Here is a 23,790-nt window from a genome sequence, read left to right on the forward strand (position 1 = left end):
ACGCCCCTCTCATTTGCGAGCCGTCAGCTCCCAGCCCCACGGGTCGTTCCGGACGGTGTCGAAACGGTCGAGAAAAAGAAGCATGGCCTGGCAGACGGGAATCACCAGGCCCAGCGCGACGCGGAGAGGATAGAGAAGCACGCCGGCGAGACGGATTCCGGATGCCCCGCTGTTCCGTGCCTTGGGGAACATGCGCAGCGCCCTGGGCAGTTCGTAGGCCCACCGCAGGAACATCCCGCCCATGGGGACAACGCTCACCTCGCTGAATCCCGCCGCCGTGCAGAGGTACTTGAGCCCGTACGAGGTATACCTGAAGTAATCGTGCGGGGTCTGATGTTCGTCCTGCGCCATGGGCACCGTCAGGAAAAGGCGACCGCCCGGCTTCAGGACGCGGTGCATCTCCTTGACGCATTCAAGGGGCTTCTGCAGGTGCTCAAGAACCTGGGTGCACAGCACGGCGTCGAAGCTGGCGTCCGGAATCGGCAGATTGTCGAGGGGGGCCTTATAGTCCAGATGGTCGTAATTCCACGTGCTGTCGCCTATTGCCATATCAGCCGCCTTGTAGTCGCAGTGGCGGAAGAGCCCCTTGTAGGCGCATTCCCCCGCGCCGGCATCCAGCAGACTGCTTCCCGGCGCAAGCCCGTCAGCGACCGATTTGACGAATGCCGTAACGCAGTAGCGGCCCAGATCGGAGTACTTTGATTTGGCGATGAAGTCATCGGTAATAGTCATCAAACTGCATCCTTCCAGAGACGAGAGTAACGGGTTCGTACCAGCACCAGAACGAGAGCCGCATATGAAGCGGCATAGACCGCCATCAGGATCACGGCGCTTTCAACGGCCAGACCGAGTGCCAGCACGAGAAGCAGAGGGGCGCACGCCATGACCGCAAACAGCAGCAGGTCGGAGAGTATCGGATAATCGGTCACGTTCCTGAAATGACGGTACGCGGCCAGGGCAACCGCCAGCTTGGCCGCCACGGTCGACAGTGCCGCCCCCACGCCCCCCAGGGAAGGGATGAGCGCGACATTGAGCAGCACATTGAAAATGTTGCCGTATGTCATGGTTGCCCCGTACTCCCGAGCCATATTCCAGGCCGAAAACGGCAGCACGATCGCCCCTGCCGCATAGCCGAGCGAAATGGCGAAGCCGAGCACCTGCAAACAGGCGATGCTTTCGCTGAACGAAGGGCCGTACAGGGTCATGATGATGCTATCCGAAAACAGGAGCAGGAAAAATCCCAGGGGGACCGTACCAACAAGCATCAAAAAGGTGAAGCGCGAAAGTACCGCGGCCGGTGTCCCCTGTTTGAACGATTGGGCAAGCGGCCGGAACATCGTCGGCGTAACGATGGAGCTGATGGCATAGAACGGATTGATGATCTTGTACGCCGCCTCATAGATGCCGACCGCATGGGGAGTGGCGAAGTAATACAGGATCAGCCGGTCTGACGTGGTGAACACGTACAGGGAGAGATCCGCTTTGAGAAAGTGGCGGCTCTCCGCGAACGCCTGGCGGATTTTCCGGCCGTAAGCTGGGCCGAACTGTCGCCGGTCCAGCGAAAGCACCCTGCGCCGGCCGAGGAACAGCAGTGCGAGCACGCAGCCCAATGCCGAGTTCAGCACCATGATGTACGGCAGCTTCTGCCAGTCGAGGGGCGACCGTATGAACGCAAACACGACCAGGGCATAGATGGAGCTTTGGGCGACCCGGATAAAAGACGCCGTGTTGATCTCTCCCAGTGCCACGAAGACCCAGGCCGGAGAGAACACTTCGAAGAAGATGAGAAAGACGGCCGTTGACAGGAAGTACGCCAGACGCGGATCGATCCCGGCGAGCCTGGCCACCAGCAGCGTTGCGGCGATCACCGCGCACGAGAGAGCGATCTTCGGCGGAACAGTCAACGCGAGGAGGGAGCCCAGGGTATCGTCGTCGCGGGCAAGCCGCTGCGAAGAAAGCGCTGTCAGGCCGCCGTCGGCGAACCGGGCCAGAAGGAGCAGTACCGCACTCGTCGCAGCGCTGAAACCGACGTACTCCGGACCCACGACCCGGCTCATATAGATCATGCTCGCCGCGCCCAGCAGAAGGGCGACTGCTTCGGCAACCGCCCGAAACGTAAGCTTGCCGTCCATCATGCTGCCTTTTTACCGATAAACACGGAGGCGATCTCTCCGTGCCGGCCGGGGAGCTGCATTTCCAGGCACGGGAACCCTTCGCGGCTCAGACAGGAGGCGGCATCCCTGCCGAAATCCCTGAATACGAGCACGCCGGTGTTCCGCACCGTATCGCCGTGCATGACCGGCGACCTGAGATACTCGATGCCTCCCTGCCCCATGCGGGCTCTCTCGACAGTGTGCTCCAGGGAATAGTCGACCGGTACCGTCAGGACGTGATAACCACCGGGTTTCAGCACCCTGCGGACTTCTTCGAGCGACTTATGGAGATCCGCCACATGCTCAAGCACGTCACTGTTGATAACCACATCGAAACTGTTGTCGGGAAAGGTCAGGCACTCGAGGGATTCGTTCCGCACGCCGCCGATGGTTTCGCCGAACCGGTCGGGCGCGAGATACTCCGAAACCACGTAGCGCGGGCATGCCTTCAGGGCGTCGATGCGAAAGATGTTGTATGCCGCTGTTTCGTAGACCGAAAACTGTGGGTCGGAGCGGAGCCTGCGCGCCAGGTCGCCGCTCGTGGCGTGGCCGCACAGATCGAGCACGGTCCGGGCCAGCATCCTCATCCTGGAATTGGCCATGCAGGTGACGCAGAGGAAATTCTCCCTCATGGCGAGCATGTGCTTGAAGTCTTCCCCGGCCTCCCACGACGCGGTAAGGTCGGCCAGCCACCGTTCGAGTTCGCGCGAATAGACGATCATGCTCCGGGTGTCGCAGACGGGGCAGTAGTCGAACGAAACGAACCGCCACGCTCTCCGGTGCATCAGGAACCGGGCGATGTTTTTCACCGGAACGGGGATCACGTCGTCTCCGCGGGGAACCCCTGGCCGACAAACCACTCGTACGTCCCCCCCACTCCCTCCTCCAGCCCGATCCGGTGCCGCCAGCCCAGCGAATGCAGCCGGGACACGTCCGAGAGCTTGCGGGGGGTGCCGTCGGGCTTTGACGCGTCAAAGACGAGTTCACCTTCGAAGCCCACGATTTTTTTAACCAACAGCGCCAGGTCCCGGATGGAGATCTCTTCGCCGCTGCCGATGTTGACGATGTCATTGCCTTCGTGGTGGCGCATGAGATAGAGCGCGGCGTCGGCCACGTCATTCACGTGGATGAACTCCCGCAGCGGCGTACCCGTGCCCCAGATCGTGACCGAAGGGGCGCCGGCGACCTTTGCCTCGTGGAACTTGCGGATCAGGGCGGGGAGGACATGGGACTTCTCAAGATCGAAGTTATCGTTGGGACCGTAAAGGTTGGTCGGCATGGCCGCAATGAAGCGGGTGCCGTACTGCCGGTTGTAGGAGCGGCACAGGGATATGCCGGCGATCTTGGCGATGGCGTAGGCTTCGTTGGTGGGCTCCAGTGGGCCGGTCAGGAGATACTCCTCGCGGATCGGCTGGGACGCCATCTTGGGGTAGATGCAGGTGCTCCCCAGGAAGAGGAGCTTCGACACGCCGGTGCGATAGGCGCTGTGGATGACGTTGGCCTCGATCATCAGGTTGTCGTAGATGAACTCGGCCGGATAGGTGTTGTTGGCGACGATGCCCCCCACCTTGGCCGCGGCGAGAAAGACGTAGTCGGGCCGCTCCGCAGCGAAGAACGCCGCCACCGCGGCCTGGTCCCGCAGGTCCAGCTCACCGCTCGTGCGCAGGAGCAGGTTCCCGTATCCCTCTGCGGTCAGTTTCCGTACAATGGCCGACCCCACCAATCCCCGGTGGCCGGCAACGTAGATCCTGGCGCTCCTATCCATCGGCCCGCTTCTCCCGCTCGGCCAATGCCAGGTCCGCATCGGTCATCATGTCCACGAGACCCTGGAAGTCCACCCGGGGCTGCCAGCCGAGCTGGCGCCGGGCCTTGGCAGAATCGCCCAGCAGCAGGTCCACCTCCGCTGGCCGGAAATAGCGGGGGTCGATCTCGATCACGATCTTCCCGCTGTTCGCGTCGATTCCCTTCTCGTGCACCCCTTTCCCCTGCCACTCCAGGGGCATGCCGAGCCGTGCGAAGACCCGCTCGGCGAACTCCCGCACCGACCAGGTCTCGCCCGTGGCCACCACGAAGTCGTCGGCTTCCTGCTGCTGGAGCATGAGCCACATGGCTTCCACGTAGTCCCCGGCAAAGCCCCAGTCGCGCTTGGCATCCAGATTCCCGAGATAGAGCCGATCCTGAAGACCCGTCTTGATCCGGCCGGCAGCCCGGGTGATCTTCCGGGTGACGAACGTCTCGCCGCGGCGCGGCGACTCGTGGTTGAACAGGATGCCGTTACAGGCGTACATGCCGTAACTCTCGCGATAGTTGAGGGTGATATAGTAGGCGTAGGCCTTGGCGCAGGCATAGGGTGAGCGGGGATAGAAGGGGGTGGTTTCCTTCTGGGGCGTCTCCACAACCTTGCCGTACAGCTCTGAGGACGATGCCTGATAGAATCTCGTGTTCAGCCCGGTCTCGCGAATGCCTTCCAGCAACCGCACAGTGCCGAGGGCATCGATCTCCCCCGTGTACTCGGGGACATCGAAGGAAACCCGGACATGGCTCTGGGCGCCCAGGTTGTAAATCTCGTCGGGTCGCACCTCGCGCAGGACCCGGTTGATGGAACTGGCGTCGTTCAGGTCGCCGTAGTGGAGAAAAAGCCGCACGTCGGGCTCGTGGGGGTCCCGGTAGAGGTGGTCGATCCGCCCGGTATTGAACGATGACGAACGCCGGATGACGCCGTGGACCTCGTATCCCTTGCCAAGGAGCAGTTCCGCCAGGTACGAGCCGTCCTGGCCTGAAATGCCGGTTATGAGTGCGCGCTTCACGGATGTTCCTCCCTAATTGACTGAATTTCGCCGGCCGGTTCGCCGGCCTGGTGCAGAAGCTCCGGGGCCGCGCCCCGCTGCAGGAGCTCTTCCCGCAGGGCCTCCCGGCGCTTGAACGTGGTGATGACGATATGGTGGTTGCCCGCCAGGAGCCCATGGGGAATGGACACCACGGGCTTGCCGAAAAACTCGCGGCCGTCGGCCGCCTGGTCCATGACCAGGGCCAGCTCCAGTCCCACCTCCCGCAGCGACAGGTAGGCGATCTCCGCCACCTCGTCCACGCCGCAGAAGGCCACCCGCCCGATTCCCTGAGCCCTGAGCGCCCGGAACAGGGCGAGATAATCCTGGCGGGCAACGCGGAAGAGGGTCGTGAACGAGCTCAGGTGTTCATAGGCAAGGCGGCTTTTTTCGGCAAGCCCCCGCGGGGTGAGGAGATAGGCGTAGCGGTTCCGGGGAAAGGACTTGATCCGCACAAACCCCTTGTCCACGAGGTGTTTCAGGTAGGAGTTGACGAGCCCGAGGGCGATGCCGACCTGGCGGGCGATTTCGCGCTGGGACAGGGGCTCCTCCGACGAGATGGCCGACAGGAGCAGAAAGGAGCGATAGGATTCATCCTTTTCGCGAAGGTCGTTCATGAAATGAACGATACTCTACTTTCCACGGGAATGCAATCGGTTATGCGCGCTTCATCCGGCGGTAGACCGCTTCGAGGATGCCGGCCCGAGCCTGCCAGGAATGTTCACGCTCGGCCCGTTCCCGCGCCAGGCGGGCACGCTCGGCCCGAGCGGCCGCATCGCCTGCCAGGCCGGCCAGGTGCGCGGCCAGATCCGCCGCGTCGCCATAACGGGCATAAATGCCCGCCTCGCCCAGGATTTCCCGGTTCACCGGCGTATCGAAGGCAATGGTGGGGAGCCCGCACGCCATGTAGTTGAAGAGCTTGCCGTTGGCCTCGGTCAGGGACACCTTGGGCGACACGGCCATGTCACCCGCCGAGAGGTAGAGGGGCGCCTTGCCGTAGTCGATCCGCCCCGTAAAGGTCACCATGTCGGCGATGCCCAGGTCGCGCGCCTTCTGCCGATACCCCTTCTCCGGAAATCCCATGGCCAGAAGCCGAAGCGGGCTGCCCTGGGATTTGAGGATCACCATGGCCGAGAGGAGAAGGTCGATCCCCTGGTAGCGGTTCAGCACCCCCAGATAGACCGCCAGCGGCACGTCCGGCGCGATGCCGAGCCGGCGGCGCACCTCCGTGCGGTCATGGGGGCGGAACACCGCGGTATCGACCCCGTCCATGAGGGCCGTCACCTTTGCCGGCGGCACCCCCCACTTCGTGACGAGATCGGTCCGGCCCGGCCCCGAACTGGTCACGATGGCATCGGCGCTGCGGTTGATCCACCCCTCCAGCAGAGCGAAAAACCGGTAGAGCAGCGACCCTTCGCGGACAAACCCGTGGTCGGCCAATTCCATGGTGAGGCTCCCCTGACAGTCGAACAGGAGGGGGACGCCCAGCAGTTTTTTCAGGAACACGCCGAAGAACGCCCCTTCATGCAGGTGGGCATGGATCAGGTCGGGCCGCAGGCGCCGGGCCGCGCGCAGGGCGGTGCCGCAGAGGAGGATGTCCAGGTAGGGCTTGTGCCAGGAGGGCCCGGCGGAGAGCTTCGTGTACCAGGGGACGCGCAGGGTGCGGTCCGTGGGGATGCCCGCCATGTCCCGCCCCAGGTGGTAGGTGACGATCCGCACCTGGTGCCCGCGGGCCATGAGCGTCCGGGCCTCTTCGTAAATCCTGACGTGGCATCCGCGGTCGGCGAAAAACGGCGTGGGGGCCAGCATGAGAATCCTCACGGCGCCGCCCCCCTACCCTTCATCCAGATTGATCTTCTCCCGGACGACGTAGATCGGTTTCCCCTGGGACTCGTGATAGGTGCGGGCGTTCACCTCGCCCAGCAGGCCGAGGGCGATGAACTGTACTCCGCCGAAGAGGAGAAAGGCGGTCAGGATCAGGAGGGGATTGCGGTTCATGCTCATCCCCTCGAAGAGCTTCATAGAGAGGGTGAGCCCGCCGGTCAGGAATCCGGCCAGGATGGTATAGATCCCCCACTTGCCGAAGAGCTGGATCGGCTTGGTGGAGTAGGTGAGCAGGAACTTCACCGTCATCAGGTCCAGAACGACGCGCATGGTGCGGGAGATGCCGTACTTGCTCGTGCCGTAGAGGCGGGCATGGTGACGGACCGGGATCTCCGCCACCCGCGCCCCCACCTGGGAGGCCAGGGCGGGGACGAACCGGTGCATCTCTCCGTACAGGTTCACCCCGTCCAGCACCTCGCGCCGGTAGGCCTTCAGGGTGCAGCCGTAATCGTGGAGGTGGACCCCTGTCATCCGGGAGATGAGGGCATTGGCGATAATGGAGGGAAGGCGCCGGTTGACGAAGGTGTCCTGCCGGTCCTTGCGCCAGCCCGAGACCACGTCGTATCCCTCGTCGATCGTGGCCAGGAGCATCGGGATATCAGCCGGATCGTTCTGGAGGTCGCCGTCCATGGGCACGATGACCCTGCCCCGGGCCGCATCGAAGCCGGCCGCCATGGCGGCGGTCTGGCCGAAGTTGCGGCGGAAGCGGATCACCTTCACCCGCCGGTCCTGCTGGGCAATCTCCCGCAGCAGGGCGAACGAGCCGTCAGAGGAGCCGTCATCCACGAGAATCAGCTCGTAGTCGATGCCTGACCCGGTCAGGGCGTCGCTCACCCGCGCATGAAGATGCGGAATAGTCTCTTCCTCATTGTAGATCGGAACAACGATACTCAGTTCCACCGGGCACCTCACTGATGTTGCTTCTGCACTGCCTGACGCTGCCGCAGGACAGGCAGATAGAGCCTGACCTGGGCGGCTTCGTCCGGGTACTCCATGGCGCCGAACATGGTGAACTTCTCGTAATTGAGCACCGCCTCGGCCAGATTGCCGCGCCGCTCCTCGGCCTTGGCCAGGGTCAGGTACGCCCGGATGTTGAACCGGTCGATCCGCAGCGCCTCCCGCGCATGCGCCGCCGCCTGCTCGTAATCCCCCGTCAGCAGGTAACTCAGCCCCACCGTCTCGCGCACCCAGGTAGAGTCGGGATTGACCCTGACCGCATGCCGCCAGAGGGTATGTTCGCTGCGCCAGTACCCGTTTTGTATCACGGTGAGCCCGGCGAACACAACAATCACGAGGCAGGAGGCGCCGACAAACCTCCGGTGGGGCCAGCGCTGGAGACAGCCCGCCAGGACGAGCCCAACGCCGGGAAGGCAGAGGTACATGTACCGGTCCGCCGCCAGGTAGGCCACGGGAACCAGGTTGGAAACCGGCAGCCAGAAGATGAGGAACCAGCCGATACCGAACGATACCAGGGGAAGCCGGCGACGGAGAAAGACCGCCGCGCTTGCCACTGCCGCAAGGAGCCCGAGCGACAGCAACGCCCACGGTTGCCAGAGGCTTTCGGAGAGCCGGAAAACATACTCGGGGGCCAGGCGGACCGGGAGAACGATCTTGGAGAGATAGAATCCGAAGGCCTTCATGGCACCCATGAAGAGGGGAAGATAGCTCTCCGAAGCACCAAAGCTGTTCTTGGAATAGACCGTGAGCAAATGTTCAGGGGCCAGGAGCCCCCGGAACCGGTACATGAGCGCCGCACCGGCCGCCACGAGGAAGAGAAGTGCCACGAGGGGGCGCCTGAGCAGCACCCGTTTCCCCGGTTCCACCATCAGCCATTCGTAGAGGAGAGCCACGAGCGGCAGCGTCACCGTGGCCTCATTGGCAAGGAGTGCGCCGCCGTACGCGGCAAGAGCAGCGAGCCACAAGGCAAGGCGCCGCCCCCCGGCGGCGGCGAAACTCCCCACGAAGCAGAGCACGGCACCGAGGGCAAAGAGCAGGGCCAGCAACTCCTTGCGGTGCGCGATGCCGGCCACCGACTCGGACTGGAGGGGGTGCACCAGGAAGAGAAGCGCCCCCATGAGGGCAAAGGGAAGCTCTACCCCCAGGGCGTGGAACAGGGCGACCAGCAGCAGTCCGTTCACTCCGTGCCAGGCCAGTTGCTGGATGCGATAGCCGGCGGGCTGGTCGCCGAACAGGAGATGGTCGGGGATGTAGGTGAGCTCGCGCATGGGGCGGCCGGGCATCGTGTTCCGGGCAAAACCGGCAAGCGAGTGGGCATCGGGGTTCTTCAGGACAACGGGGATATCGTCATAGGTCCACTGGTTGAAAAAAGTGTTCCCGTAGACCGTCACGGTCACCAGAAGAAAAAAGACGAGCAGGATGCGCTTGTGCGGCAGCGGCGATGCCGTCATTGTGGAACCTCCCCGGTACCGTGGGCAGGCAGATGCCAGGGAGCGCCGAACTCCTTGATGCAACGGATCGTGACCGCCGCGGTTTCCCCTGCCTCCGACCTGAAGCGGGGTGTCAGCAGGCCTTTCAAGAGGCCGGCCCCATAACAGAGGTGGAGTGTCGGATAGAGCACCACAAGCCACGGCAATGCGGCATAGAGGCGCGAACGCACGGCGCCCGACAGGGCCGACACCATCACCGCCGCACCGTAGAGGGCGGCAGGCAGGAAACAGGGAGCCCAGGGCGCGACCGGCAGGAGAAGCAGGTAGATCAGAAACACCGTTGGCAGGAAATCAACCACAGAGCGCACACCGGCAATGCGGGTCTGCTCTCCGCGCCCCCTTCCGTAGCCGAAAAACTGGCGGACAAACGCCCGGAACGTAGATCGCTGGCTCCGCCGGACAGCCAGGTCCGGGTCGTGCACGAGGCCCATTCCCCGCTTCGAGATCCGGTCCATGAGCTCGTTCTCCTCGTTGGGGTAGAGCCGCTCGTCAAGGCCTCCCTCCGCCAGGAAGACATCCCGGCGCATGGCCAGGTTGCACAGGATCAGTTCCCGCTCGCTCGTCCGGCGTGGGCTGCCGGTGGCGCGGTAGCGGTTGCGCGCCCCGCCCCCACCCAGCCGTGACGCCAGAACGACGCCGATGGCGCGCTGGAATCGGCTGTCGGATGCAGGAGTGAGCGACGGGCCGCCCACGGCGGCTACGGAGGGATCGGCCAGATGCGCCGCCGCCCGCGCCAGAAAATCCGGTGAGGCCAGAGAGTCGTCATCCAGAAAGTAGAGCATCTCGCCCGCTGCAGCGGCTGCAGCCTGGTTACGCTGACGGCTCGGCCGCGTCCCCTCGGCCACCAGGACCTCCATGTGCGAGGAGGGATACGCGACCGACCTGAGGCGATCGAGGGCACGGACGGTTCCGCCCGGCTTCACGGGAATGATAATGGAAAAGGTAATGGAATCGGCCATGGCGACAAAAGAAAAACCGGGTCCGGCCCGGTTTTTTCACAGTTGGTATCCAGCAGGGGCGACGGAACCCGTTGTCAGAAAAACTTCTTCATGTTTGCGGCGATCCGCTTCTCGATCCGGTTGTCGCTGCCGTCCCGCTTGCCGTAGGTATACTCCAGGTTAGCCTGGAGTTTCCGGAAATTGAGTCCCACCACGCCGGTATAGAGCTGCTCCGTGATGCTTCCCGGCTCGATGAGCGAGTAGCGCGCATCCGCCCCAACAAACAGGCTGCGGAGCGGGAAATACCGCGCGCCCAGGGTAAACCGCCTGGTGGTGTTGAGCTCGTTGGCCACCGTCCCCGTGTTCAGGGTGCGATTATAGGTGAACTCCTCGTAGAGTTCCAGCAGTTTCCTGTTCGCCCCGCTCAGGGTGTAGAAGCTGTAACCCAGCCGCTGCCGCAGGTCCAGAAACTCGCTCCTGGTGTTCACGTCCACGTCGCCCACGTTGTAGGTATAGGTGAGAAGTCCCTCCAACTGCCGGACGGGACGGTATTCCAGGGTGCCCACGCTTTCCAGATAGTCGATGCTCTCGCCACCGACCATCCGCACGTTGTAGCTGTTGCGCATCCGGGCCAAAAAGGTCGGCGTACTGTAGTCGATGGTACTGCGGAAGGTGGTCAGGAAGTCGGTCGGCGCTCCCGACTGCATGAGGACGTCTTCGCTGACCGAAAAGCTGAGCGAGGTGCGGGAGAAGGGACGCCAGGCCGCGCTGACCGTGGTAACGGAGCGGACATATTCGTCGATTTCGCTGTTGCGGCGCTGGAACGAGATGGCAGAGCCCGATACCGTGCTCGTGCCGCTGCTGAATCCGCTGTTCACGGTGATCGCCGAATTGTTGAAGTTGCGCGGATTGGTGCCGCTGGCCGCGGACAGGTCCTCCTCCACCTCGAAACGCCAGGTGGGCGATGCCACATACGCCACACGGCCAAGGACGTTCTGGTTGAGGTAGCCGTCGCCCGAACCGGTACCGCCGGTCGCATCGAAGTACTTGACCGTATAGCTCCCCGACAGGCTGTAGTCACGCGAAAGGCGCGCAGTGCTTGCCGTTTCGACGCCTCCTTCGAAGGAAAGCAGTTTCGAGCCGTAACTCTCGGTGCTCTCCCCACGCACCACCACCCCCAGAGTGAAGGGAGAGCGCCGGAACATGTCGGCGCGAACCGAAGCGTTGTAGTTGGAGTTGTTGACCACGCTGCCGCTGGGGGACTGAATCCGCTTTTCATTGGAATAGAGGCTGGCCTTCCAGTCCACATCGGCGCCAAGGACACCGCTTGCATAGAAGGGCACCGTCCGCTCCAGGGTAATCCCTTCATCGTCGAGCAGCCGGGAAAAGCTGGAAAAGGTCCGTGCATCCCAGGTCTTGCGGGAAGCCACGGCGAACAGGTTAAGCTCGTAAGCTTCAAAGGAGTTGGCCGGCATTGAACTCGCGTGCTTGGTGAACTGGCCGTCGGCCGAGATCTTCACCCAGTTGGTCAGGTCGATCCACCGCCGCGCCAGCAGGTGATCGACCGTGCCGATCTGCATCTGGGTTTCCTTGAAGGACTGGTCGGTGTTGAGGTAGTCCCTGAAGTCGGTGGTCCGGTAGTGGAACCAGTTGTCCCTCTTGTTCAGGCTCACGAAGGCCAGACGGCGCATGCGCGTATCCACGGGGGTCAGACTCTTCAGGTCCCGGTTGAGATCGTCGCGGTAGTCGAGCATGACCAGCGGGATATGCCGGAAAATGGCGTTATAACCATTGGTCAGGCCGTTCTTGACCCCGAAGACCAGGGTTGCGCCGCTATTGATGTGGGTACCGTCGTAAAGGTTGGTGATCAGCCTCGGCGCAAAGATCGACGAACCGTCAATGCCGGACAGGTCCTCGTGCATGTTGATCCGGTTCGTGTCATAGCTGTAGGCTCTGAGCCGCAGGGGGAGCTCCAGCGGATCGAGCACCACTTCGCCGCGATACAGCAAATGCCCGGCACTGACGGAGGGGTTGTAGTTGGTCTGGGGGTCGGTGGGATTGGAGGGATTCTTTATCTTCGTATCAAAGGAGCCCCACTCGTAGCCCAGGGCAAGGTCGTAGCGCCCGACCCTGCCCTTGTAAAGCTCGCCGGATGTCTCATACAGCAAGGAGTAGCGCTGATAGAACGAATGGGCATCGCTGATCCGGGAGCCGTTGGCATCGGCCTCATAGCGCACGTATCCCAGCTCCGCCTCGCCGGAAATACCGGCCCGCACCGATGCGGGCGAGCAAAGAACCAGGCCGGCCAAGACCGACACTGACGCCAGCCCTATGTGCATGCGTCCTAGCGTCATGGAACCCACGGATCACTCCGGCATTCCGCCGGAGACGGCAACACGTTCACACCCACTCCACGAGAAACCACCCTCCGGGCGACCGGCTGCAGGCACCACAAGCCGGACCGCTGCGTAAAAAAGGGTGGACCAGAGTCCACCCTCGTTCCGGAGAGGTCCCCCTACTTCTTGTGGCAGCCGAGACAGAGCTTGCTGCCCGCCATGGTGGTACGGAGGAACGGAGCGTCGGTGTTGTCGTGGACCTTGTGGCAACTGCCGCACTCGAGGGTCGTGGCTCCGCGGGCGGACCTGAAGAGGGGGAGGCCGTTGGTCACGTCCGCGGTCTTCATGGTCGGCGGGTTGGTACCGGTATCGAGGGCGCCCAGGTTGCCGTCGGCGGCAATTCCGGAGGCGGTAACCAGGAAGTTGACCGGGTGGTCATTACTCAGGTCGGTGCCCAGGTTGGCATCGCCGGTGATCACATCGTTCCCCCCCACCATGGTGATTGCCACGCCGTTGGGGTCGTTGTGCACCGCGCCACCCAGGCCGGTGGCCCCGTCATGACAGCTCATGCAGAAGAGCGAGATGGAGTCGGCCGTAAAGCCCTGCTTGACCGGCGCGTTGTTCATGCCGCTGGAGGAGTAGAGCGTAAAGGTTGTGGCAGTGGGGTTGCCGCGGTTCCAGAGGGGAATGTCCTGCACCGAGTTGTGCGGGGTGTGACAGAACACACAGATCTGGTCGGTGTTCGTCGCCTTGAATGTGGCGCCGGTGCTTCCGGAACTCAGGTCGTGCTTGGTATTCTTGATGCTGGCGGCTCCCGCCGCGGTAACGGCCACCAGGAGTGCGGTCAGGGCCAATCCGATTTTTGCTTCGCTTCTCATGCTGCGTTCTCCTTTCACGTGGGTACTATGTGCTTTCTCAGCCGTTCGCGTTGATACCAATGGATGAGATACACAATGCAACCAGCACGCCAATATTCAACGCCTTCTCATAAAAGACCTGGAGATCAATAATTACGGTTGGATACACGCACACGGATTACACCAATCAAGCCTATTTCTCTCGGCAACGTTGTCCCGGGACGTATTTCCGAGAAGTTCGAACGCCATATAGCGCTACATTTTTTTGGCACTAACCGCAACTCGCTACAGAACCGAAGGGAAGATGGCACTGACACTCAATACATCCGCTAAATAACTTGTTGATGACAAAAATAAGAAGAGCCCCCGACAGCAACCATGCTGGCGAGGGCTCTTCGGAAACCGCGGGTTTCGGGCGTTTGTCTGACTTAGCGTAAAGCCGCTGCAAATCCGTCTGGTCGGTTCATATTTCGCCGGTTTTTCTGCCAGTGAAATGACAATTGACCTGCGCAATCGACACAATCTGCCCTGGGCCAGCCGAGCTTTCGCTTTGATTTCCCAAGTCGGACAGACTCCTGGCAGGCGAAGGAACCGATATTACTCCTGCCATCCCGGGATGGGGTTGCGCTTGAGGAAATCGTCGGAGATGTACTGGAACACCTGGAACCGCCGATTGAGTTGGTCAACCACGTAAATGACGTCCTTGTCGTCAATGAAGACCCCTTGAGGAATGACGAATCCGCCGGGGGCCTGCTTGCCGGTGGTGATGGCGGAGTAGAGTCCGCCCACGGTGAGAAGATACTCGCCGTTGGTGCCGAAGATAATGAGCTTGTGACCTTTTCCCTCGGTCACATAGATATGATCCTCCGAGTCGACGGCCACGCCTTTCATGATCTGGAAATCGGCCGGCCCGTCGCCCCGGCGCCCGAACTTGCGGAGAAACTTCCCGTCCTGATCGAAGATCTGAACCCGGGCGTTCATGGCATCGCCTACGATGATCTCCCCCTTGCGATTGATGGCCACCGCCACGGGAAAGTTGAATTCGCCGTCTTCGATGCCACGTTTTCCAAAGGCGGAAAGCAGCCCCCCCTGCATGTCGAGGATGGCAATCCGGTGCTCGCGCGCATCCACCACGAGAATTCTCTGACGCTTTTCATCCACGGCGATGTCAGTGTTCCTCGTGACAGTAGCTTTGGTGTCGATAAAACGACGCGGCACCTCAAATCTGTCAAAAACTAGTATCCCCCCCTTTTCCGCATCGGAAACGTAAATATTCCCCTGGGAATCACCAGTGACCGAAACCGGGGTGGTAAACTGGTTAGCCGCCTGGGGTCCGCCGAGCATCGACACGCTCCGCTCTTTCATGTTGAACACCACCACGCCGCGAAGGCCCGGATCTGCCACATAAATCCTGTTCTGGCCATCCGCATAGACATCCAGCGGCTTGGTCAGGCTCATGGCCTGTTCTTCCCCGGCAATGGCTGCCATGAACGACGCGAATCCCTGCTTCGGGAAGTCGTTCTGGCTGCTGTAGGCACCGAGCCATTCGATCCTGGGACGCTCGGGCAGCGGCGGCCAGAAGTAGCGCCGCTCCTCCCGGACCTGCTGTCCTGCGCAGCCGGCGCACAGGGCGCACAGGACGGCCGCACCGACGAACCTGCGGATGAGCTTCAGAACGTTCATATGGTCACCTCGTTCCATGAGAATAGTCCGGCAATCGTACGCCGCCAGCCCTAGTCTACTTGTTATGGCACATCTGGCACAATGCCATGCGTTCTTCCGCGTTATTCACAAAGAAATAACGCACATCCGCCGCATGGGGATTGTGGCATGATATGCACGACATGTCCCGCCCCGAGGCTGACGCAGAGGGGTCTTTCCTGCCGCTTACCGGGTGCCCCTCTCCCGACGGTGTCCTCAGGATATGGGGCCTCCTGGCAACGGCCTCATGGCAGGAAAGACAGAGCGTGTTGATCGGCATCCGCAACTGGGCCCGGTTGGCGCTGCCGTGGGGATCATGACATACCTCGCACATGCCGCCGGCAATGGGGCCGTGAACGTATTTCCGCTTGGCGAAATCCGTTGACTTGTCCTCGTGACACTCGACGCAGAGCGCACTGTCGCGCTTGGGCACCGAATATTTCGGGGATGCCTTTTCCTTGTGACAATAGACGCAGGAGTAAGTCCCGGCCGGGCCATGGACAAACGCCACCTTGAGCATGCCGCGATGGCAGCCGAAACAGGGGTTTTCCCGCTCCTGGGTGCTCAGAAGCTGGGCCGGGCTCGGCGCCATGTTGTGGCAACCGGCACACCTGCTCTCCGTATCGGCCACATGGAAGGCAAACGGCTTGAACTCGGGCGGCACCGTCGCACCATCCCTGCCAGGAGCGTAATAGACGGTCGCAACGGTGGTCTCGACCCGCTCTTTGCCGGCATACGCCTCAACGGAGACTTCGTTGCGGCCCTGATCCCAGAGGGGCTGCACGATGAGGAAATCCTGGAAGGCCTTGCGGTACTCGGGCGACGAGATAGCCAGCATATCGCCGACAACACCATTGACATTGATGCGGACAGCGGTGATTTCGGGATTGTTCAGCTTGAGAACCAGATGATCCGATCGGCCGACCCAGGTATTGGGCGTCGGCGCCACAAAGGCGATTGTGCCCGCCGTCGCCGGCGTGCCCAGCAGTATCACGGCACAGACGGCCAGCCATAGTCCTTTCCCCAGCATGTATCCTCCAGCCGCTACGGGTTGCTCACCGCGCGGAGCCTGTCGTAGGATTTCGGCTTGTGGCACCCCACAACGCAGGTGCCGCCGGTATCCGTCTTTGTGTATCGGATGGGTATGTCCCAACTGCCGAAGCCGGGAATCCGCTCTTTGACAAGCCGCTGCTGCGGCGCCGCATGGGCGTCGTGGCAGGTCTTGCACGAACGCCCCTTGTCGGGCTTGTTGATGTGCAGATAGTGCAGATTATAGTCACCGTTGCGGAAGCCGGTGAGGGTATCCGTGCGGCGGTCGTCGGCCATCTGGCGGGAGTGGCACGTGAAACAGAGGGCAAAGTCATTCTGCTCGTAGCTCAGGTACAGCGCCTCGGGATAGGCATTCCGCAGAAGCTTCGGGAAGGAGGACCCGTGCGGGTTATGACAGTCGCAGCACTCTCCCCGCGCCACGGGTTGGTGAATTGACCGGCCCGCTGCCATTTTTTCGTCATGGCACCGGAAACAAAGAGCCGCCCCGCTCCCGCGGAGAAGCCTCGGTGAGTCTGACTGATGGGGGTCGTGGCACTTCAGGCATTCGCCGGTGGTGACGGGCAGATGGCCATGGCGGAAGGAAAAGGCAGCGGCATCGTGGCAACCGAAGCAGAGCGCAGCACCGCGCGCCTTGAGAAGTGACGGATTGGCCGACTGGTGAGGGTCATGGCAGGAGAGGCACTCTCCTCCGCCAACCGGGGGATGAACCACCTTCTTCGATGCCATGCTTTCATGGCAGATCTGGCAGAGGGCAGCACCTTTCGCCACAGGCCGGAACGCCCCCTGCTGCTTGGGGTGGACCGCCGCACCGACGGGATTGTGACAGGCGATGCAATCATCGGAGGCCACCGGCCCATGCACTACGCCATCGCGGGCCTTGCTCCTGTGACAACGCGTGGCGCATCCGTCAGGGATGCCGGGGATAGGCGCCGACCAAAGGGAAGTGGCTGACATAACGAGGGAAACAGCCAGAAGGCGACAAACACTGCCGGCCAACAGCGCTTTCATGGCGGAACGCACGAACTTCGGCGCCCGTATGGGCGCCGAAGCGATGAGGGTATGTCGGGAAAAATTGTCAGGCATGCCCTGCAAGCAATGCAAGAGCACTGCCAACGGAAGGCCTACCCTCCTCCGTAACTGTGGAGACCGGAGAGAAGGAGGTTCACGCCGAGGTAGCAGAAGATGGTGGCCGCGAATCCCACAATGGAAAGGATGGCGGCGCGCTTTCCGACCCACCCGCGAGTGAAGCGGGCATGCAGGAATGCGGCATACACGAACCAGACGATCAGCGACCAGGTTTCCTTCGGGTCCCAACTCCAGTAGGTGCCCCAGGCGTAGTTGGCCCATGCCGCGCCGGTGATGATGCCGAGCGTGAGCAGCGGGAACCCGATCATGATCGCCTTGTAGTTGAGATCATCCAGGATCTTCGTGGGCGGGAACATGGAGATGATTCCGCCGGCCTGCGCCGACTGGGACGAATCCTCCTTCCCCGCCTTGATCAGATACATGATGGAGATGCCGCAGGCAACGGCAAAGGCGGCATAGCCCAGGAAGCAGGTGACGACGTGATAGAGCAGCCAGTTGCTCTGGAGCGCAGGAACAAGGGGCTCGATGCCGCTGTTGAGCGTCAACTGGGCCCATGCCATGCCGAGGAGCGCAAAGGGCATGACGAACGCGCCCACGACCCGGTACTTGTACTTCAGGTCAATGATGCCGAAGATGAGAACGATGGTCCAGGCAAAGAAAACCACCGACTCGTAGAGGTTCGACAGGGGAGCGTGGCCGTGCCCGATGTCATAGGACTCTTTCCAGCGGAGCAAAATGGCGGCCGTGTGGACGAAGAAGCCAAAATAGGAAATGAGACTTCCCGCCATCCCCACATGACGGTTCCTGCTCGCCAGGAAGGCAAAAAAGGCGAGCATGGAGACCAGATAGGAGAACGTCGTGATGTTGAACAGCATGGAACTGGTCATTGGTCAATCCTCCACCCGTACTTACAGAGTTTTCAGTTTTTCGACAAGGGCGTCGAAGGCGAGTTGGAATCCCGGCTGGTTCTTGTTGGCGGTGCCGCCGAGGGTCACATGCCCCTTGCGAACCCGTATCCAGATCCGCTTGTGGGACATGAAGAACGCCATGCAGCAGCCAACCACCATCAGGGTGCACCCCAGCCACACCACCCAGACGCCCGGGTCTTTGGCAACCTGAAGTCCGGTGAACATCTTGAGATCGGCCCCTTCGTAGGTGAAGATAAGGTCCGCTCCACGCTGGACGTCGAATTCCGGATAGTTCTGGAACACGATGAACGCCTGGGGTTCGCCGCTCTTGGGCTCAACGGCGACCCTCACCGCCGGTCCCCGGAACTGGGGAATGAAGCGTCCGATCTCGTCAGTGCCCTCCAGGAGCTGGACTGCGGAACCGTCGGGCAGAACCTTCCGCTCTCCCATGGATAGCGAAACCCGCACGGGAGCCCCCCCCTTGCGCTCGCGCACGGTGAGGTGATAGAGGCCGCCCTCATCCGCAGGACCGTAGCTCGACTGGTAGAACGTAATTCCCTTGTAGGTCAGCGGATCGTTCACGATGACCGGACGCTTGTCGATGACCACCTTGCCGCCGTCGATGACGGTGAGGAGGCTCTTGAACTCCTTGGGGGCGCCGGTGTCGTAAAACGAAACTGAAAAATCCTCGCACTTGACCGTAAAGCCGAGATCGATCGGCACGCCCTTGCGAGACATGACCGTGGAGGTTCCCGAGCCTTCAACGATGTTCACATAGGCCTTGTAGCCGAAAAACGATCCGAGCAGGGCGCCGATGAAGATGATGACGATGCTCAGGTGCACCACATAAACACCCAGCCTGCTGTACGGCGACTTCTGGGCGAAGAGATGGAACTCTCCATCCCGCTCGGTCACCACCGGCTCGGCAAATTCGCCCTTGAGGAACGTCTTCATCTTCTCGTTGAGGGCAGCCGCATCACCCTCTTTCTTGAAATCATGGGTAAGCGTCAGGGTCCGCTCAAAGCCCTCGTCCATGACGAGCGTAGGCTCGGAGATGGTTTTCCATACCCGGGGCAGCCGCTTGATGGAGCAGGCAACGATGTTGACCGTGAACAGATAGAGCAGCAGGATGAACCACCAGGAGTGGTACATGTCGAAAAAGCCGAGGGTCGAGTAGACCTTGAACTTCATGCCTCCCGTGCCGCCTATGGCTGCGAGATACTCAGGGGGAAGCGGGTTCTGCTGCGGAATGATCGTACCGATGATGGACGTTGCCGCCAGGAGAATGAGAAGGAAAATAGCCAACTTGAGGGAACAGAAAAAATCCCACAGTGCCTGCAAGAAGCCGCGATCGCTGGTTGTCAAGGTAACGCTCCCGCAATGTTTAGGATTATGGTCGTCAATGCCAGACCCCCGACCAGGGCAGAGACGATTATAAACAAAAATATCCGGAAAAAACAAACAGTTAATTTAATTTAATTATTTTCTCGGTCAAGAAAAAGGGATAACAGTAAATCCCTGTTATCCCTTTGGTACATCACAAAGAAGCAAGATCAAGCAATCATTACTTCTTGTGGCACTCGCCGCACTTGGTCGGCCCCTGCTTCATTTCTTCGTGGCAGCCTTTGCACCCCTTGCCGTGGGCCATCTCTTTGCCGAAGCCCTCGATCTTGCCCGGGCCCTTCTCGTGGCACTTCTTACAGTCGGGGATAACCTTCTGGTGGGCCTTGTGCGGGAACTTCACATCACCGTTCTTGGCCTTGAGGACGATGTCGTCGGCGGCAAAGGCGAGGCCGGCGCAGAATACGGACAGCGCGAGAGAAGCAATAACCTTTTTCATGTGATTCTTACCCCTTTCTAACAGGTTGATGAAAATCGCAATTTGTTATACAGCAGATGCAGATTTTGTCAAGCGGAAAGCTGCTGGACCCGCTGCCAAACCCGCACAATTACAGCAAGTTAATATTCCTCTACATCCGGCCCAACCGAGCCTGGAGATCCCGGTCCCTGGCCTCCACCTCTTCCGCCATGGCCGCCTTGTATTCCACCAGCTTGCGGGCCATGGCGGCATCGCCGAGGGCCAGGATCTGCACCGCGAACAGACCGGCATTCTTGGCTCCTGCCTTGCCGATGGCCATGGTGGCCACCGGAATCCCGCCCGGCATCTGCACCATGGAGTACAGGGCGTCGACGCCGTTGAGCGCCCCTCCCGGCATTGGCACCGCAATAACCGGAAGGATGGTCTCGGCGGCGAGGACCCCCGCAAGGTGGGCAGCCACGCCGGCGCCGGCAATGATTGCCTTCACGCCGCGCGCGGCCGCGGCCGAGGCGAGACCCGCCGCTTTTTTCGGCGAACGGTGGGCTGACGCCACCCGCATTTCCCAGGTCACGCCGAAGGCATCAAGGGCCTTTGCCGCTTCTTCCATGACGGGAACGTCCGAATCGCTCCCCATGATGATGAGCACCTGAGGGTTTTCCATCGCAACCTCCCCTGTCAACGCGTGAGCGCCTTGGCGCCGATGTCTGTGCGGTAGTGGACGCCGTCCCACGAAATTGCCTGGACCCCCCGGTAGGCGCGATCAATGGCCTCGCCCACCGTGGCGCCGAGGGCGGTAACCCCCAGCACCCGCCCCCCGCTGGTGACGATACGGCCGTCTTTCCGGGATGTGCCGGCGTGGAACACGAACAGATCCTCCATGCGGGCCGCATCCTCCAGCCCCCGGATCTCGTCTCCCTTCCGGTAATCGGCGGGATATCCCCCGGCGGCCATGACGACACAAACGGCGGCCTTGTCGTGCCATTCGAGCTCAATGCCCGACAGGTCACCCCGGGCAACCGCCAGGAGCACGGGCACGATATCCGACTTCATCCGCATGAGCAGCGGCTGGCACTCGGGGTCGCCGAAACGGGCGTTGAATTCGAGGGTTTTCACCTGATCGCCGTTGATCATGAGCCCGGCATACAGCACTCCGCGATAGGGGCGCCCCTCGGCAGCCATGCCGTCCACGGTCCGGCGCATCACCTCTGCCATGACCTTGTCATGGATGGCCGGGGTAACCACCGGCGCGGGAGAATAGGCGCCCATGCCGCCGGTATTGGGCCCCGTGTCGCCGTCGAAGACCGCCTTGTGATCCTGGGCGCTGGCCAGGGGGATGATGTTCTTGCCGTCGGTGAAGGCGAGAAACGATGCCTCCTCCCCGGTGAGAAACTCCTCGATGACCACCCGCGAACCGGCATCGCCGAAGGCGTTGCCCGACAGCATGTCCGTCACGGCGCCAACGGCTTCCTCACGGGTATGGGCGATGATGACCCCCTTGCCCGCGGCCAGCCCGTCCGCCTTGACGACGATGGGCACCCCTACCCGGTCGATGAAGGCCACGGCCGGCTCCACCTCGGTAAAGACGTCATAGGCGGCGGTGGGTACCTGATACTTGTTCATCAGGTCTTTCGAAAACGCCTTGCTCGCTTCGATGATGGCGGCATTCCGGCGGGCGCCGAAGATCAGCAGCCCCTTTTCCTCGAACCGGTCAACGATGCCGAGGGAAAGAGGCAGTTCCGGCCCCACCACGGTGAGGTCGATGGCCTGCTCCGTCGCAAACGCGGCGAGCCCGTCCAGGTCGTCCACCGCCAGGGGAACGTTCTCGGCGATAAGGCCGATGCCGGGGTTTCCCGGCGCGCAGTACACCTTGCCGACAAGGGGCGACTGGGCGATTTTCCAGACCAGGGCATGCTCCCGCCCGCCGCCTCCGATTACCAATACCTTCATGGGTTCCTCCCCGTGATCGTTCCGTGTCTCAGTGCCTGAAATGCCGCATGCCGGTGAATACCATCGCCATGCCGTGCTCGTCGGCGGCGGCGATCACCTCGGCGTCGCGCATGCTGCCGCCCGGCTGGATCACCGCGGTGATGCCCACGGCAGCCGCGTTGTCGATGCCGTCGCGGAAGGGGAAAAAGGCGTCGGACGCCATGACGGCCCCCTTCACCTCGAGCCCCGCGTGCTCGGCCTTGATGGCGGCGATGCGGGCGGAGTTGACCCGGCTCATCTGGCCGGCCCCCACGCCGATGGTCATATTGCCCTTGCCGTAGACAATGGCGTTGGACTTGACGAACTTGGCCACGCGCCAGGCAAAGAGCAGGTCCTTCATCTCCTGCTCGGTGGGCTGCCGCGTGGTCACGACCTTCAGCTCGGCGTACAGGTCGAGATCGGTGTCCTGCACCAGGATGCCGCCGTTCACCCGCTTCAGATCGAGGCGCGGCTGCGGCTTCTCCGGCCAGGTGCCGCACTCCAGGAGCCGCACGTTCTTCTTGGCGGCAACCACTTCCGTGGCCTCCGGCGATACGGCGGGAGCGATGATGACCTCCACGAACTGGCGGTCGCAGATTGCCCGCGCCGTGTCGGCGTCCAGTTCCCGGTTAAAGGCGATGATGCCCCCGAAGGCCGATTCGGGGTCGGTGGCATAGGCCCGGTCGTAGGCCTCCAGCAGCGTCCCGCCCACGGCCACGCCGCAGGGGTTGGCATGCTTCACGATGACGCAGGCGGGGCCTTCGGCGAACTGCTTCACGCACTCCAGGGCAGCGTCGGTATCGGCGATGTTGTTGTAGGAAAGCTCCTTGCCCTGGAGTTGGCGGGCAGTGGCAACGGACGCCTCCTTCACCTGGCGCTCCACATAGAAGGCGGCACCCTGGTGGGGGTTCTCGCCGTAGCGCATCTCCTGGGTCTTTCTGAACTGAAGCGTGACGGTGTCGGGATAGGTGGCGATCCCTTCGCCGGTCCGGGCGCCGAGCCAGTTGGAAATGGCGCCGTCATAGGCTGCGGTGTGCTGGTAGACTTTCACCGCCAGGCGGAAGTTGGTCTCCCGGGACACGGCGCCGCCGGATGCCTTCATCTCATCGAGAACCGGCCGATAATCCACCGGATCCACGAGCACGGTCACGTCGGCGTTGTTCTTGGCCGCGGAGCGGAGCATGGTGGGACCGCCGATATCGATGTTCTCGATGGCATCTTCCAGGGTGCTGTCGGGCTTGGCCACGGTGGCCTCGAAGGGGTAGAGGTTCACCACCACCAGGTCGATGGGCTCGATGCCGTGCGCCTTCATGGTTGCCACATGGTCTGGGTTGGAGCGCATTCCCAGAAGGCCCCCGTGGACCTTGGGGTGAAGCGTCTTGACCCGGCCGTCGAGCATCTCCGGGAAACCGGTAAAATCGGAAACGTCCTTGACCGCGAGTCCCGCGTCGCGGAGAAGCTTTGCGGTACCGCCGGTGGAGAGGATCTCCACGCCGTAGCCGGCCAGTTCCCGGGCGAAATCGAGGATGCCAGTCTTGTCCGAGACGCTGATGAGCGCACGTGTTATCTTTGCCATGGTTTACCCCTTTGACATGAGCTGAGATCACCACGGAGCTCCGTGGCGGATGTTAGCGAGACGGGAAGTCGATGTGCTTCAGAAAGTGTTTCTCAAAGGCAGGCGTACCCGAGAGGGGAATCACCCGGAGCGCCCGGGCCAGTCGATCAACGGCCTCGAACCCCTCCGGGGCGGTCAGTGCCTTTTCGACACCGGCCAGGGCACCCTCCCGGACGAAACGGGTCGTTTGTACCATCTTTTCCGTG

Annotated in this window: 21 protein-coding genes and 1 pseudogene; all 22 read right to left on the reverse strand. The window is 62.0% G+C overall.

Features of this window, described 5'->3' with window-relative positions; translation table 11 throughout:
- Positions 1 to 9 precede the first annotated feature (9 nt).
- Positions 10 to 732, reverse strand: a complete 723-nt coding sequence (locus AC6CDK_RS10220) for a class I SAM-dependent methyltransferase (RefSeq protein WP_039642926.1) — start codon at positions 730 to 732, stop codon at positions 10 to 12.
- Positions 732 to 2,135 (reverse strand): oligosaccharide flippase family protein, encoded by a 1,404-nt coding sequence (locus AC6CDK_RS10225; protein ID WP_226048413.1) that lies wholly within the window; start codon positions 2,133 to 2,135, stop codon positions 732 to 734. Before AC6CDK_RS10225 ends, AC6CDK_RS10220 begins: the two co-directional genes overlap by 1 nt.
- Positions 2,132 to 2,977 (reverse strand): class I SAM-dependent methyltransferase, encoded by an 846-nt coding sequence (locus tag AC6CDK_RS10230; RefSeq protein WP_039642924.1) that lies wholly within the window; start codon positions 2,975 to 2,977, stop codon positions 2,132 to 2,134. The genes AC6CDK_RS10225 and AC6CDK_RS10230 overlap by 4 nt, the downstream gene beginning before the upstream one ends.
- Positions 2,974 to 3,918, reverse strand: coding sequence for a GDP-L-fucose synthase (gene fcl, locus AC6CDK_RS10235; RefSeq protein ID WP_192905617.1), 945 nt, complete (start codon positions 3,916 to 3,918; stop codon positions 2,974 to 2,976). Before fcl ends, AC6CDK_RS10230 begins: the two co-directional genes overlap by 4 nt.
- Complete coding sequence (gene gmd / locus AC6CDK_RS10240) at positions 3,911 to 4,960, reverse strand: GDP-mannose 4,6-dehydratase (RefSeq protein ID WP_039642922.1); 1,050 nt, start codon at positions 4,958 to 4,960, stop codon at positions 3,911 to 3,913. The genes fcl and gmd overlap by 8 nt, the downstream gene beginning before the upstream one ends.
- Positions 4,957 to 5,595 (reverse strand): winged helix-turn-helix transcriptional regulator, encoded by a 639-nt coding sequence (locus tag AC6CDK_RS10245; protein WP_039642921.1) that lies wholly within the window; start codon positions 5,593 to 5,595, stop codon positions 4,957 to 4,959. Before AC6CDK_RS10245 ends, gmd begins: the two co-directional genes overlap by 4 nt.
- A gap of 40 nt (positions 5,596 to 5,635) precedes the next feature.
- Positions 5,636 to 6,787 (reverse strand): glycosyltransferase, encoded by a 1,152-nt coding sequence (locus tag AC6CDK_RS10250; RefSeq protein ID WP_039642920.1) that lies wholly within the window; start codon positions 6,785 to 6,787, stop codon positions 5,636 to 5,638.
- Positions 6,788 to 6,811: 24 nt separating this feature from the next.
- Positions 6,812 to 7,762 carry a glycosyltransferase family 2 protein gene (locus AC6CDK_RS10255; protein ID WP_192905618.1) on the reverse strand — a complete coding sequence of 317 codons (951 nt, stop codon included), beginning with the start codon at positions 7,760 to 7,762 and terminating at the stop codon, positions 6,812 to 6,814.
- Between the two features lie 8 nt (positions 7,763 to 7,770).
- Complete coding sequence (locus AC6CDK_RS10260; protein ID WP_192905619.1) at positions 7,771 to 9,270, reverse strand: tetratricopeptide repeat protein; 1,500 nt, start codon at positions 9,268 to 9,270, stop codon at positions 7,771 to 7,773.
- Positions 9,267 to 10,268, reverse strand: a complete 1,002-nt coding sequence (locus tag AC6CDK_RS10265; protein WP_192905620.1) for a glycosyltransferase family 2 protein — start codon at positions 10,266 to 10,268, stop codon at positions 9,267 to 9,269. The genes AC6CDK_RS10260 and AC6CDK_RS10265 overlap by 4 nt, the downstream gene beginning before the upstream one ends.
- Before the next feature lie 74 nt (positions 10,269 to 10,342).
- Positions 10,343 to 12,601 carry a hypothetical protein gene (locus tag AC6CDK_RS10270; protein ID WP_226048414.1) on the reverse strand — a complete coding sequence of 753 codons (2,259 nt, stop codon included), beginning with the start codon at positions 12,599 to 12,601 and terminating at the stop codon, positions 10,343 to 10,345.
- Positions 12,602 to 12,762: 161 nt separating this feature from the next.
- Positions 12,763 to 13,461, reverse strand: a complete 699-nt coding sequence (locus AC6CDK_RS10275) for a cytochrome c3 family protein (RefSeq protein WP_014551367.1) — start codon at positions 13,459 to 13,461, stop codon at positions 12,763 to 12,765.
- Positions 13,462 to 14,037: 576 nt separating this feature from the next.
- A complete protein-coding gene (locus tag AC6CDK_RS10280) occupies positions 14,038 to 15,123 on the reverse strand; it encodes a 6-bladed beta-propeller (RefSeq protein ID WP_039642912.1) in 1,086 nt (361 codons plus the stop codon).
- 55 nt (positions 15,124 to 15,178) lie between these two features.
- Complete coding sequence (locus AC6CDK_RS10285) at positions 15,179 to 16,171, reverse strand: cytochrome c3 family protein (RefSeq protein WP_014551365.1); 993 nt, start codon at positions 16,169 to 16,171, stop codon at positions 15,179 to 15,181.
- Positions 16,172 to 16,185: 14 nt separating this feature from the next.
- Positions 16,186 to 17,040 (reverse strand): cytochrome c3 family protein, encoded by an 855-nt coding sequence (locus tag AC6CDK_RS10290; RefSeq protein WP_237560668.1) that lies wholly within the window; start codon positions 17,038 to 17,040, stop codon positions 16,186 to 16,188.
- Positions 17,041 to 17,312: 272 nt separating this feature from the next.
- Positions 17,313 to 18,164 carry a c-type cytochrome biogenesis protein CcsB gene (ccsB, locus tag AC6CDK_RS10295; protein WP_039642911.1) on the reverse strand — a complete coding sequence of 284 codons (852 nt, stop codon included), beginning with the start codon at positions 18,162 to 18,164 and terminating at the stop codon, positions 17,313 to 17,315.
- Between the two features lie 21 nt (positions 18,165 to 18,185).
- Positions 18,186 to 19,550: a cytochrome c biogenesis protein ResB gene (locus AC6CDK_RS10300; RefSeq protein WP_039642909.1), complete on the reverse strand. Its 1,365-nt coding sequence runs from the start codon at positions 19,548 to 19,550 to the stop codon at positions 18,186 to 18,188.
- Positions 19,551 to 19,749: 199 nt separating this feature from the next.
- Complete coding sequence (locus tag AC6CDK_RS10305; protein ID WP_039642908.1) at positions 19,750 to 20,025, reverse strand: cytochrome c7; 276 nt, start codon at positions 20,023 to 20,025, stop codon at positions 19,750 to 19,752.
- Positions 20,026 to 20,155: 130 nt separating this feature from the next.
- Complete coding sequence (gene purE / locus AC6CDK_RS10310) at positions 20,156 to 20,665, reverse strand: 5-(carboxyamino)imidazole ribonucleotide mutase (RefSeq protein ID WP_192905621.1); 510 nt, start codon at positions 20,663 to 20,665, stop codon at positions 20,156 to 20,158.
- A 14-nt stretch (positions 20,666 to 20,679) separates the two neighbouring features.
- Positions 20,680 to 21,951, reverse strand: a complete 1,272-nt coding sequence (gene purD / locus AC6CDK_RS10315) for a phosphoribosylamine--glycine ligase (protein WP_066357021.1) — start codon at positions 21,949 to 21,951, stop codon at positions 20,680 to 20,682.
- A gap of 28 nt (positions 21,952 to 21,979) precedes the next feature.
- Positions 21,980 to 23,545, reverse strand: a complete 1,566-nt coding sequence (purH, locus tag AC6CDK_RS10320; protein WP_192905622.1) for a bifunctional phosphoribosylaminoimidazolecarboxamide formyltransferase/IMP cyclohydrolase — start codon at positions 23,543 to 23,545, stop codon at positions 21,980 to 21,982.
- Positions 23,546 to 23,597: 52 nt separating this feature from the next.
- Positions 23,598 to 23,790: pseudogene (locus tag AC6CDK_RS10325) on the reverse strand (ASKHA domain-containing protein); the annotation flags it as partial.

The organism is Geobacter sp. PheSNFMC (genome assembly GCF_059620965.1).

What these genes read in the sequence shown, in the direction of transcription:
- AC6CDK_RS10220 (WP_039642926.1), bottom strand. Translation starts at nt 732, where the DNA reads ATGACTATTACCGATGACTTCATCGCCAAATCAAAGTACTCCGATCTG.
- AC6CDK_RS10225 (WP_226048413.1), bottom strand. Translation starts at nt 2,135, where the DNA reads ATGATGGACGGCAAGCTTACGTTTCGGGCGGTTGCCGAAGCAGTCGCC.
- fcl (WP_192905617.1), bottom strand. Translation starts at nt 3,918, where the DNA reads ATGGATAGGAGCGCCAGGATCTACGTTGCCGGCCACCGGGGATTGGTG.
- AC6CDK_RS10245 (WP_039642921.1), bottom strand. Translation starts at nt 5,595, where the DNA reads ATGAACGACCTTCGCGAAAAGGATGAATCCTATCGCTCCTTTCTGCTC.
- AC6CDK_RS10250 (WP_039642920.1), bottom strand. Translation starts at nt 6,787, where the DNA reads ATGCTGGCCCCCACGCCGTTTTTCGCCGACCGCGGATGCCACGTCAGG.
- AC6CDK_RS10260 (WP_192905619.1), bottom strand. Translation starts at nt 9,270, where the DNA reads ATGACGGCATCGCCGCTGCCGCACAAGCGCATCCTGCTCGTCTTTTTT.
- AC6CDK_RS10265 (WP_192905620.1), bottom strand. Translation starts at nt 10,268, where the DNA reads ATGGCCGATTCCATTACCTTTTCCATTATCATTCCCGTGAAGCCGGGC.
- AC6CDK_RS10270 (WP_226048414.1), bottom strand. Translation starts at nt 12,601, where the DNA reads ATGACGCTAGGACGCATGCACATAGGGCTGGCGTCAGTGTCGGTCTTG.
- AC6CDK_RS10275 (WP_014551367.1), bottom strand. Translation starts at nt 13,461, where the DNA reads ATGAGAAGCGAAGCAAAAATCGGATTGGCCCTGACCGCACTCCTGGTG.
- AC6CDK_RS10280 (WP_039642912.1), bottom strand. Translation starts at nt 15,123, where the DNA reads ATGAACGTTCTGAAGCTCATCCGCAGGTTCGTCGGTGCGGCCGTCCTG.
- AC6CDK_RS10285 (WP_014551365.1), bottom strand. Translation starts at nt 16,171, where the DNA reads ATGCTGGGGAAAGGACTATGGCTGGCCGTCTGTGCCGTGATACTGCTG.
- ccsB (WP_039642911.1), bottom strand. Translation starts at nt 18,164, where the DNA reads ATGACCAGTTCCATGCTGTTCAACATCACGACGTTCTCCTATCTGGTC.
- AC6CDK_RS10305 (WP_039642908.1), bottom strand. Translation starts at nt 20,025, where the DNA reads ATGAAAAAGGTTATTGCTTCTCTCGCGCTGTCCGTATTCTGCGCCGGC.
- purE (WP_192905621.1), bottom strand. Translation starts at nt 20,665, where the DNA reads ATGGAAAACCCTCAGGTGCTCATCATCATGGGGAGCGATTCGGACGTT.
- purD (WP_066357021.1), bottom strand. Translation starts at nt 21,951, where the DNA reads ATGAAGGTATTGGTAATCGGAGGCGGCGGGCGGGAGCATGCCCTGGTC.
- purH (WP_192905622.1), bottom strand. Translation starts at nt 23,545, where the DNA reads ATGGCAAAGATAACACGTGCGCTCATCAGCGTCTCGGACAAGACTGGC.